Source organism: Saccharopolyspora sp. (genome assembly GCF_017434145.1).
Taxonomy (GTDB): Bacteria; Actinomycetota; Actinomycetes; order Mycobacteriales; family Pseudonocardiaceae; genus Saccharopolyspora_C; species Saccharopolyspora_C galaxeae.
Genome location: NZ_JAFRFW010000659.1, coordinates 1 through 9,963 on the forward strand (window position 1 = coordinate 1; position 9,963 = coordinate 9,963).

Here is a 9,963-nt window from a genome sequence, read left to right on the forward strand (position 1 = left end):
AGACGTCTCCAGCATCCTCGACGCGCTCGACGCCGCGAAGGGCAAACCGGACCAGCCGACGCTGATCGTGCTGCGCACCGTCATCGGCTACCCCGCCCCGAACAAGATGAACTCCGGCAAGGCGCACGGCGCCGCGCTGGGAACCGAGGAGCTGGCCGAGGTCAAGAAGCTGCTGGGCTTCGAACCCGAGCGGTCTTTCCAGGTCGACGACGGGGTCCTGGACCACACCCGAGCCGTCGGCGAGCGCGGCCGTGCCGCCCGCGCGAAGTGGCAGGTCGCCTTCGACGCGTGGGCCGAGGCCAATCCGCGGCGCAAGGCGCTGCTGGACCGGATGCAGGCGCGCGAGCTGCCGCCCGGATGGGCCGAGGAGCTGCCGAGCTGGGAGCCCGCCGAGAAGGGCGTCGCGACCCGCAAAGCATCGGCCGAGGTCCTGGCGCACCTCGCCGACGTGCTGCCGGAGTTGTGGGGCGGCTCCGCCGACCTCGCGGAGAGCAACAACACCACGATGAAAGGCGCGGAATCGTTCGGCCCGGAGAGCATCTCCACCGGCACCTGGAGCGCCAACCCCTACGGCCGGACGCTGCACTTCGGCATCCGCGAGCACGCGATGGGCTCGATCCTCAACGGCATCGCGCTGCACGGCGGCACCCGCCCGTACGGCGGCACGTTCCTGGTCTTCAGCGACTACATGCGGCCCGCGGTGCGGCTGGCGGCGCTGATGCACCAGCCGGTGATCTACGTCTGGACGCACGACTCGATCGGCCTGGGCGAGGACGGCCCGACGCACCAGCCGGTCGAGCACCTGTCCAGCCTGCGTGCGATCCCGGGCCTGGCGATCGCGCGGCCTGCCGACGCCAACGAGACCGCCGCGGCGTGGAAGGCCGCGCTGGAGCGTTCCGACGGCCCGACCGGGCTGGCGCTGACCCGCCAGGGAGTGCCGACCCTCGAGGGCACGGACCCGGAAGGGGTGTCCCGCGGCGGCTACGTGCTCGCCGAAGCTTCGTCCGGCGAGCCCGCGGTGGTGCTGATCGCGACCGGGTCGGAGGTGCAGCTGGCCGTGGCTGCCAAGAAAGTCCTCGAATCCGAGGGCGAGGCGACCCGCGTGGTGTCCATGCCGTGCGTGGAGTGGTTCGACGCGCAGGACGAGTCCTACCGCCGCGCGGTGCTGCCCCCGGCGGTGCGCGCGCGGGTCGTCGTCGAGGCCGGGATCGCGCAGTGCTGGCACCGCTTCGCCGGTGCGGCGGGAGAGATCGTCTCGCTGGAGCGCTTCGGCGCCTCGGCCGATCACCAGACGCTGTTCACCGAGTTCGGCTTCACCGCCGAGGCGGTCGCCGAGGCCGCTCGGCGCGCGCTGCGCACCACTCGGTCGAGCTGACGCCCGGGCCCCGCACGAGCGGGGCCACCACAGTCGTCCAACACAGCGGAGGATCGATTCCGTGCACGTCTACCTAGGCTCCGATCACGCCGGGTTCGAGCTCAAGAACCACATCGCCGAGCGATTGGCCGCACTCGGCCACGAGGTCACCGACGTCGGACCGACCGCCTTCGACGCCGAGGACGACTACCCGCCGTTCTGCGTCGAGGCGGCGCGGCGGGTGGTCGCCCACCAGGGCAGCCTCGGCATCGTCATCGGCGGTTCCGGCAACGGCGAGCAGCTCGCCGCGAACAAGGTTCCCGGGGCCCGGGCCGCGCTGACCTGGAGCGTGCAGATCGCCGAGTTGTCCCGCAAGCACAACGACGCGCTGCTGGCGGGCATCGGTGCCCGGATGCACACGGTCGAGGAGGCCGAGCGCATCGTGGACGCGTTCTTGGGCACCGCGTTCGAGGGCGGCCGCCACCGGCGCAGGATCGACCAGCTGGCGGACTACGAGCGTTCCGGCGAGCCACCTGCGCTGCCGGGCGGCCGACCGGCCCGCGACCACTGAGGAATCCGCGGCGGAAGTTCGACCGACGCGCAGGAGCGCGGAGGCGGTGCGAGACCGCCTCCGCGCTTCTCGGGTTTCTCGCGCTTCCCTGGCTCAGCCGTTCAGGACCGGACCGCCCAGCGGCAGCCCGCGCCCGCCGGTCGCCACCGACATCCCGTGGAGGAACAGGTAGCAGCCCAGCGCGGCGAAGGTGAAGACCACGTACCCGCCGACGGCCTGCAATCCCGCGGACCCCTGCACCGTCGCGATCAGCACGACGACGAGCGCCGTGGTGATCAGCCCGAACAGCAAGGGATACGCGGCCGGCAGGCGCAGCGACGCCAGCGCCAGGAGCCCCACCGTGATCGCCCACGAGGTCAAGAACAGCGCCTGGGTGGCGGTCGCGGCTCCAGCTGGGACTCCGAACCATTCGTGGGTCGAGCCGAGCACGAGAAGGCCGTAGCTCGACCAGAACCCGCTGAAGATGCCGAAAATGGACGCGACCGCGCTCTGGCCGAGCGCGGCCGCCCAAATCGCGGCCACGGTCTGGCCGATTCCGGTGGCGGCCAGGATGATCGCCACCGGGGCGCCGACCGCCTCGGCGGGCACGAATCCGACGAGGGTCATGCCGAGGGCGATCGAACCGACGATGAACGTGGGAACGCCGATGAGCGCGGGGTCACCGGACAACGGCCCGGAAACCGGCTCGGATTCCTCGTTCGAGTGGCTGGCTTGCGCTGCCGTGGCAGCTTCCGATGTGGTCACAATCCGCTCCTTCGCGGTGTTCGGCGCATGCTTCGCGCCGTCCGGATCGAATCCGGCGCCATGCCGGATTTTCGAGTGGACGACGGTTTTCCGGGCGGAGTCGCCGGTGCGGATTCCGAAGAGTTCCGAGCGGGCGCGGCACATCGAGAATGCCACTGGCTCGTGCCGAGGACAACGAGTTGCGAACGAGTGGAAGCCGATTCCCCACGAAGGGCCGGACCCAGCTGCCGAACGGCTGCACCGGGCACCTTCCCGGTTCTAGCCGCGGTCCGCGACGAAGTCCGGCCTTTCCAACGAGATGTCCGCGTGTTTCGACGAGACGTCCTCGCGCGCGCCGTGCAGAACCACTTCCGGGAGCTGAAGAATTCGGCCCGGCTTCCGGGGCAGCGGTTGCACGCCTGAACGCTGCCGGGAAGCGCAGTTCACGCGAACACGCACTACCTCCGGAAAACCGGTTCCGATGCCGGAGCGTTGCCGTTGGCGCGCTCCACGGCCTCGGAGATCAGGTGGTGGTCCGGCAAGTGCACGCACACCGGATCGGTGCGCGCGGCGTCCCCGGTGAGCGCGAACGCCTGGCAGCGGCAGCCCCCGAAGTCGATTTCCTTGCGCGCGCAGCTGCGGCACGGATCGGGCATCCAGTCGGTGCCCCGGAACGCTTGGAACGCGGCCGATTCCGTCCAGATCCATTCCAGCGCGGCGGCTCGCACCGAGGGGAATTCGAGGCTGTCGATGTCGGCGGCCACCGGGCACGGATACGCCATCCCGTCCGGGGCGACGGTGAAGCTGGAATGCGCCCACCCGCCCATGCACGGCTTCGGGTACCGCTCGTAGTAGTCCGGCAGGATCCACAGCAGCTCCATGCGGTCGGCCAGCTCCTCCTTGCGGCGCCGGTAGACCTGCTCGCCGTTGGTCAGCTGCTCCCGGCTGGGCATCAGCACCTCGCGGTTGCGCAGCCCCCAGCCGTAGTACTGGGTGTTGGCCAGTTCGAGGCGCTCGGCACCCCATGAGTCGCAGACGTCGATGATCGCATCCAGGCGGTCGAGGTTGAGCCGGTGCAGCACGACGTTCATGTTCAGCGGCAGCCCGCTGTCGCGGATGATGCCCGCCGCCTCCGCCTTCTTGTCGAACCGCTTGCTGTCCGCGATCAGCGCGGTGGACTCCGGGTTGTCGCCCTGGATGCTCAGTTGCGCGCTGTCGAGGCCGGCGGCGACCAGGCTCTTCGCCCGGCGCTCGGTGAGCCCGAGTCCGCTGGTGATCAGGTTGGTGTAGAGCTCGCAGCGGTCCGCCTCGGCGATCAGCTCCTCCAGGTCGTTGCGCAGCAGCGGCTCGCCGCCGGAGAAGTGCACCTGCAGCACGCCGAGCTCGGCGGCTTCCCGGAGCACCCGCAGCCAGTCCTCGGTGCCCAGTTCTTCATCGCGCGGCCGCAGCGCCACCGGGTTCGAGCAGTACAGGCAGTGCAGCGGGCACTTGTGGGTAAGCTCGGCCAGCAAGCCGTAGGGCGCGTCGATCATGTCCTCACCCAGCCCTTTTCGCGCGCTTCGCGCAGGAAGCCCAGCACGTCGTCGGATAGCCCGTCGGTCTCGAAGTCGGCTTCCAGCTTCGCGGTGATCTCGGCGGCGGTGCGGGTGCCGTCGCACAGCCGCAGGATCGCGGCGCTGGAGGTGTTGAGCTGCACCACCCGCTCGGGCAGCAGCAGCATGTCCCCGCCGCGGACCTTGTCGAAGCGCAGCCTGGCCTTCGGCACCAGGTGCGGCTTGCCGCCGGGGTCCATCACGAGTCCTTGCCGAACGTCAGCTGCACCGTGTCCAGCAGTGTCCACAGCACGTCGCACTTGAACTCCAGCGCCTGCACGCACGCCTCCTGCTGCGCGCGCGTGGTCGCGTTGTCGCGCACCAGTTCCAGCAGGTGCGCGATGTCGGCGGGCTGCTGGGTCAACCGGGTGCGGAAGTACTCCAGGCCCGCGGGGGCGATCCACGGGTAGTGCTCGCGCACGTCGGTGATGCGGCGGCTGAGCAGGTCCGGGGCGAACAGCTCGGTCAGCGCCGAGGCGACCGCCTCCAGCCACGGCCGGTCGCGGCAGAACTCCACGTAGGCGTCCACCGCGAAGCGCACCCCGGGCAGCACCGTGCGGGTGTCGTGCAGCTCCTCGCGGGTGAGCCCGACCGCCTCGCCGAGCCGCACCCAGCGCTCGATGCCGCCCTCGTTGCCCGATGTGCCGTCGTGGTCGGTGATCCGCTTGATCCACCGCCTGCGGTGCTGCGAGCCCGGCAGCTTGGTGAGGACGTAGGCATCCTTGATCGGCAGGTTGAGCTGGTAGTAGAAGCGGTTGCGCACCCAGCCGCGGAACTCCTGCTCGGTCAGGTCGCCGGCGTGCATCCGCTCGTTGAACGGGTGCAGGTGGTGGTAGCGCCGCTCGCCGACCTCCCGCAGCTCGTCCTCGAAGTCCGCAGCGGACAACGGCGTCATAGCTCGACCTCCAAACCGGCGTGCCCGACCTCGATGCCCTGCCGCTGCAACCTGCGGCGTTGCGCGGATGCCTCGTCGAGGATCGGGTTGGTGTTGTTGACGTGGACGTAGATCTTGCGGCCGGGCAGCTCGGCGAGCTTCCGCGCGGACCCGTCGGGACCGTCCACCGGCATGTGCCCCATGGACGATCCCGGCTGCCGACCGGTGCCCTGGCGCGACATCTCGTCGTCGGTGTGGAAGGTGCCGTCGCAGAACACGCAGTCGGCGTCGGCGACCTGCGCGGCGAACGCGTCGTCCCAGCGGGGCACCGTCGGGGCGTACACCGCCGTGCCGCCGGTCGCGGTGTCCTCCAGCCGGTAGCCCACCTCCCAGTTCGGGCGGTCCGAGGCGCCCACGTAGCGCGGCGGTTTGCCACCGGTGCGGAACGCGGTGGCGCGCAGGCGCTCGTCCAGCTCGATCGGCTCGCCCGGCTCCACCGGCCGCCAGTCGATCTCGGCGTAATCGCTGAGCAGGTCCCGCACCGGGAACCGCGTTTCGAGCGCTCCGAGCACCTCGGGCGTGCCGTGCACGACGAGGTCCGCGCCCTCGCGCAGCACGAGCAGGCCGATGGTGTGGTCGAACTCGGCGTCGGTGAGCAGCACCCCGGACACCGGGGTGTCCCGCGGCCCGGGTCCGGGATGCAGGTTGGGGTCGGCGGCGATCTGGTGGTGCACGTCGGGGGTGGCGTTGAGCAGGAACCATCGCCGCCCCGTGGCGGAGACCGCGAGACCTGCGTGCGTCGTGGCCCGTTCGGGCCGTTCGCGGGCCGCGCGGCAGCCGCCGCAGGCGCAGTTCCACTGGGGGTAACCGCCGCCTGCGGCGACTCCTAGACAACGCAGCAGCACGGCTCAGCGCCGGTGGAAGTAGCCGGTCGCCTCGGCGCAGACATCGATCACGGTGTATTCGGGCTTTTCCCAGGTCATGCCATCCTCCTAGAACAACGGGACGGCTTCGAGCCTCCGCGATCGGTGGTTGCGGTGACAACACATCGGCAACCAGCGGAACCCGATCCCCGATCAGAGGTGCATTTGCGGGGACGAGCGGCTGGGCGTGCAGGCGCCACACTTCTCGACGGCCCCGAACGCCCCACCGCGATCTCCGCTGTCAACGACAACACCGCCATCGGCGCCCTCGCCGCCGCGCACCGCCGGGGACTTCGCGTGCCATTCGACCAGATCGCTCGCGGCGCGCTGGACCTGCTGCCGAGCTCGGACGTCGCCGAACCCCGCACCATCACCACCACACCGGCGCTGATCCCGCGCGCTTCGACCACCGCACCCGCGACCTGACTCGCGGTCACGTGCAATGGCTGGATGCTCGCGCTGCCGAACATGCAGACGAACCATTGCCCAGGCTTTCCCTTCGGTCGCGCCCGGCCCTACGACTTCCGCACGCTGGCCGCCAGCCTCATCTGCTGGCGCCGACTTCCCGACCAAATACGTTAGGAGCTCTTGGCCGTCACCGTTCGAGAAGAATGGGAGGGCGCGCTTAGCTCCGGGGATTCGCGGGTACTGCCAGGCAGCGGGCAGGACGACGACGGTGCCGGCAGGACGCCTGCTCGGCGTTGATGGGGGTTGGGATGAGCAGTCCACAGCAGCGGACCGGACAGGCAGCGAACACGCGCCGATCCGACCGGTCCGCGGAGCAGCAGGGACATGCTTCCGCGGCGGCCACGACAGCGGCCGGGAAGAATTCACTCAATGTGGATCTGCCGTGCGTCGGTGCGGTCGAATTGCCGCCACCGAACCAATTGGCGTTCATCGGCGGCTTAGCCGTTCTGATCGGAGTCGGACTGATGGAGTGGCCGGTGGGACTCGCGCTGGGTGTGGGCCACGTGCTTGCGACCAGCCACCACAACAAGCTTCTGCAAGACTTCGGCGATGCGCTCGAAGAAGCCTAACCCGTGATCCGCACGGGCACGTCGCCCCGTTGTGCACCGCGGTGGATGTTTTTCGACGTATGCCGGCATTTCATTCCGGCCGGCCGAAGGAGCAACGGTGGACACGTCCGGAACCACGATCAGCGCCGCCGCGGCACTGCGAACGGTGGCAAACGAAGCCAGCGAACGCCATGCAGCCGACCTGGGTTGGTGAGTGAGTCTCGTGCTCGGTCTTGTGCAGGGGTGGTTCGAGCAGGCGACGGCAACGCTGCGCACCGCGGCGGAGGCTAGCCCCACCCGGACGAGTTGGTCGCAGGACGGGAGCACCTGCGTCGCATTGCAGGGCATCGCAGATCCGGACAAGGCGGAGCTGGTCGAGCAGGTGGCCGACCGCCTGCGAGCGTTGGCCGGGGTCCGCTGGGTGGAGGTCAACGCCGCTTTGGGCTGCCTGGTGGTCGGCCACGACGAGGCCGTGATCGAAGCCGCCGAGCTGGTGTCCGAAGTGGACGACTCGGTGGAACTGGTCGGGTTGACCGGGTATTTCGCCGAAACCAGCGTTGCGCATCCGGACAGTCCCGGGCGAACCTTGGGACACGTGGCAGTGATCGGCGCAAACCTGACGGGTCTGGGCTACGCCGCGGTAGCCCGAGCATTGCCGGTGCCGTCATTGCCCAAGTCCGTGCCCGCACTGCTGAGCACCGCGGGCGCGACACCGAAGATCTGGGACGTGGTGCAGTCACGGTTGGGTTCGGCGGCCACGGATCTCCTGTTCGGGGTTGGTAGCGCCGTCGCTCACACATTCGCGCAGGAACCGACGAGTTTGCTCATGGAAGCGGGCCTGCGGCTGTCCGCGCTGCGCGAAACGCAGTCGTCGCAACGGAGTTGGGAACGCTGGCAGGAGGAGTTCGCTCAGGATCCGCAGCGCTACCGGTGCGCTGCCGAACCGCTGCCACCTCGGCCGGTGGCGCTGCCCGCGGGCCCTGTCGAACGAACCGGCGACGTGTCGGCCGCGGCCGCACCTGCCGGTTTCGCGAGCGCGTTGGGGTTGAGCGGAAATCTGGCACGGGCAGAAGGCTTCCTGGTGGCCGCGACACCCCGCGCGGCGGGGATGGGCAGAGAAGCGTTCGCCACCCAGCTCGGCCACGCACTGGCTGAGCGCGACATCTTCGCCCTCGACCCGGGCGCGCTGCGCAGACTCGACCGGATCGACACCGTGGTGGTCGACGCCGACGCACTGCTGACCGGTAATCGAATAGTGCACGACGTGATTGCGCTGGACGAGGACTCGGACGCGGTTGAGCTGTGGCAGCAAGCGAACGAGCTCGTCGTCCGCGGTCGGCGAGAGCTCGCCGAAAACGACGATCAGCGACGGGACTGGACGATCGAAGCGTGGGGCACGCGGTCCAGGTGGCCGGCCGGTCTGCGTGATCGCTTGAGCGAAGCGGCCGATACCGGCGCGCGGATTTGCATGCTCCGGCGCGGTGCGACGCAGGCCGCGGTGGTCGTGATCGTTGATGAGCTGGAGCCGCTGGTCGATCAGCTGCTCGCTGCCGCCCGAGCGGCCGGTTCGCTCGTGCTCGCCGGTGGCGGGCGCCGGTTGGGGGCACGGCTCGGCGTCGAGCAGGTTGTCGCCGGCGGATCGCGGCTGGCGGGGTCGGTGCGCGCGTTGCAGGCCCAAGGCGCCGGCGTGGCCCTCGTTTCGGCGCGCGGGTACGCGGGCCTGACCGCCGCCGACATCGGGCTCGGGGCAGTCACCCGCGACAAACCGGCGCCATGGGGCGCGCACATCTTCTGCCGCCCCGGCCTGGGCGGTTGCTGCGTGGTGCTTCGGCTGTTGCACGAGGCGCACCAGGCCAGTCTTCGTTGTTCCAGGATCTCCGCAGGCGCCTCGCTCGCGGGCGGCGTGCTGGTGATGCTCGGACCGGCCGGAACCAGCCAGCAGCGCGCAGGCATTCCGGTCACGGTTGCTGCTGCCATGGCATTGGGCATGGGCACGCTGTGGGGTTTTCAGGCCGGGCAGCGCCCGGTTCCACGTGCCGCTTCGCGCACCGCTTGGCACAGCATGTCGCCGGCCCAAGCACTCGAAATGCTCGGAAGTTCAGCAGCGGGCTTGGGCGCGGACGAGATCTCACGCCGCTTCGAAGACCAGCAGCAGGTCGGTGGCCGACCGGTCGGCCTGCTCGGCGCAACTCTGTCCGAACTGGACAGTCCCCTGACCCCGGCACTGGCCGGTGGCGCGGGCATTTCCGCGAGCATCGGAGCCCTCACCGACGCCGCTGTGATCGGGGCGGTGCTGTGCATGAACGCGCTGCTCGGCGGCGTGCAACGGGTCCGGGCGGACCGCGCGCTGAGCAGGCTGATGGAATCCAGCGCCGTATCGGTCACCGCGATCCGGGACGGCGGGCAACAACAGGTCGTCTCGGACGAGCTCGTGGTCGGCGACATCATCGAACTCGTCGCGGGCGACTCGGTACCGGCCGACTGCCGGGTGCTCGAGGCCGATGGTCTGCAAGTCGACGAATCCAGCCTCACCGGCGAGTCCCAGCTGGTCGACAAGGACGAGCGCGCGACACCCGCGGTCGCGCTGGCCGACCGCACCAGCATGATCTACCAGGGCACAGCGGTCGCCGCCGGACGCGCGCTGGGGCTGGTCGTGGCGACCGGGCCGGACACCGAAGCCAAGCGGACGCTCAGCGCCGCGGATGCGCAACCGCGTGCGGGAGGCGTGGCGGCGCGGCTGAACTCGCTGGCCAAGAGCACGACGCCGCTGTGCATCGGCGCCGGAGGTTTGTTGCTGGCGGTGGATCTGGTGCGCAGCCAGCCGGTCGGCACCGCCGTCGGACGCGCGGTCAGCCTCGCCGTCGCAGCCGTGCCGGAAGGCCTCCCCGTCGTGGCCACCATGGCCGAGCT

The 9,963-nt window shown here is 70.1% G+C and carries 11 protein-coding genes and 1 pseudogene; 6 read left to right on the forward strand and 6 right to left on the reverse strand.

Features of this window, described 5'->3' with window-relative positions:
- Together IJH84_RS18050 and IJH84_RS18055 are read left to right on the forward strand one after the other, a co-directional pair.
- On the forward strand, positions 1-1,375 hold a 1,375-nt coding region (locus IJH84_RS18050; RefSeq protein WP_295146539.1), incomplete at its 5' end, for a transketolase.
- Positions 1,376-1,436: 61 nt separating this feature from the next.
- A complete protein-coding gene (locus tag IJH84_RS18055; protein WP_200071831.1) occupies positions 1,437-1,925 on the forward strand; it encodes a ribose-5-phosphate isomerase in 489 nt (162 codons plus the stop codon).
- A gap of 93 nt (positions 1,926-2,018) precedes the next feature.
- On the opposite strand, the gene IJH84_RS18060 is transcribed toward IJH84_RS18055, so the two are convergent.
- From IJH84_RS18060 to pqqA, 6 genes are all read right to left on the reverse strand, one after another.
- Positions 2,019-2,669, reverse strand: a complete 651-nt coding sequence (locus tag IJH84_RS18060) for a GPR1/FUN34/YaaH family transporter (protein WP_295146540.1) — start codon at positions 2,667-2,669, stop codon at positions 2,019-2,021.
- Between the two features lie 437 nt (positions 2,670-3,106).
- A complete protein-coding gene (gene pqqE, locus IJH84_RS18065; RefSeq protein ID WP_295146543.1) occupies positions 3,107-4,180 on the reverse strand; it encodes a pyrroloquinoline quinone biosynthesis protein PqqE in 1,074 nt (357 codons plus the stop codon).
- Complete coding sequence (pqqD, locus tag IJH84_RS18070) at positions 4,177-4,440, reverse strand: pyrroloquinoline quinone biosynthesis peptide chaperone PqqD (protein ID WP_295146546.1); 264 nt, start codon at positions 4,438-4,440, stop codon at positions 4,177-4,179. The genes pqqE and pqqD overlap by 4 nt, the downstream gene beginning before the upstream one ends.
- Positions 4,440-5,135, reverse strand: a complete 696-nt coding sequence (pqqC, locus tag IJH84_RS18075; RefSeq protein WP_200071834.1) for a pyrroloquinoline-quinone synthase PqqC — start codon at positions 5,133-5,135, stop codon at positions 4,440-4,442. Before pqqC ends, pqqD begins: the two co-directional genes overlap by 1 nt.
- Entirely contained in the window at positions 5,132-6,019 is an 888-nt protein-coding gene (gene pqqB, locus IJH84_RS18080; protein ID WP_295146550.1) for a pyrroloquinoline quinone biosynthesis protein PqqB, read from the reverse strand. The genes pqqC and pqqB overlap by 4 nt, the downstream gene beginning before the upstream one ends.
- A 3-nt stretch (positions 6,020-6,022) precedes the next feature.
- The gene (gene pqqA, locus IJH84_RS29330; RefSeq protein WP_367269045.1) at positions 6,023-6,097 is read right to left on the reverse strand and encodes a pyrroloquinoline quinone precursor peptide PqqA; all 75 of its coding nucleotides are present in this window, start codon (positions 6,095-6,097) and stop codon (positions 6,023-6,025) included.
- Positions 6,098-6,196: 99 nt separating this feature from the next.
- On the opposite strand from pqqA, the pseudogene IJH84_RS29335 reads away from it, so the two are divergent.
- From IJH84_RS29335 to IJH84_RS18095, 4 genes and pseudogenes are all read left to right on the forward strand, one after another.
- Positions 6,197-6,334 (forward strand): annotated as a pseudogene (locus IJH84_RS29335) (hypothetical protein); the annotation flags it as partial.
- Positions 6,335-6,463: a hypothetical protein gene (locus IJH84_RS29340; RefSeq protein ID WP_367269046.1), complete on the forward strand. Its 129-nt coding sequence runs from the start codon at positions 6,335-6,337 to the stop codon at positions 6,461-6,463.
- Positions 6,464-6,753: 290 nt separating this feature from the next.
- Positions 6,754-7,074, forward strand: a complete 321-nt coding sequence (locus IJH84_RS18090) for a hypothetical protein (protein ID WP_295146557.1) — start codon at positions 6,754-6,756, stop codon at positions 7,072-7,074.
- Positions 7,075-7,390: 316 nt separating this feature from the next.
- A partial coding sequence (locus IJH84_RS18095; protein WP_295146559.1) for an HAD-IC family P-type ATPase occupies positions 7,391-9,963 on the forward strand: 2,573 nt, incomplete at its 3' end.

Excerpts from the sequence above, each read along its gene's own strand:
- pqqE (WP_295146543.1), bottom strand. The coding sequence starts at position 4,180 with ATGATCGACGCGCCCTACGGCTTGCTGGCCGAGCTTACCCACAAGTGC.
- pqqD (WP_295146546.1), bottom strand. The coding sequence starts at position 4,440 with ATGGACCCCGGCGGCAAGCCGCACCTGGTGCCGAAGGCCAGGCTGCGC.
- pqqC (WP_200071834.1), bottom strand. The coding sequence starts at position 5,135 with ATGACGCCGTTGTCCGCTGCGGACTTCGAGGACGAGCTGCGGGAGGTC.
- IJH84_RS18090 (WP_295146557.1), top strand. The coding sequence starts at position 6,754 with ATGAGCAGTCCACAGCAGCGGACCGGACAGGCAGCGAACACGCGCCGA.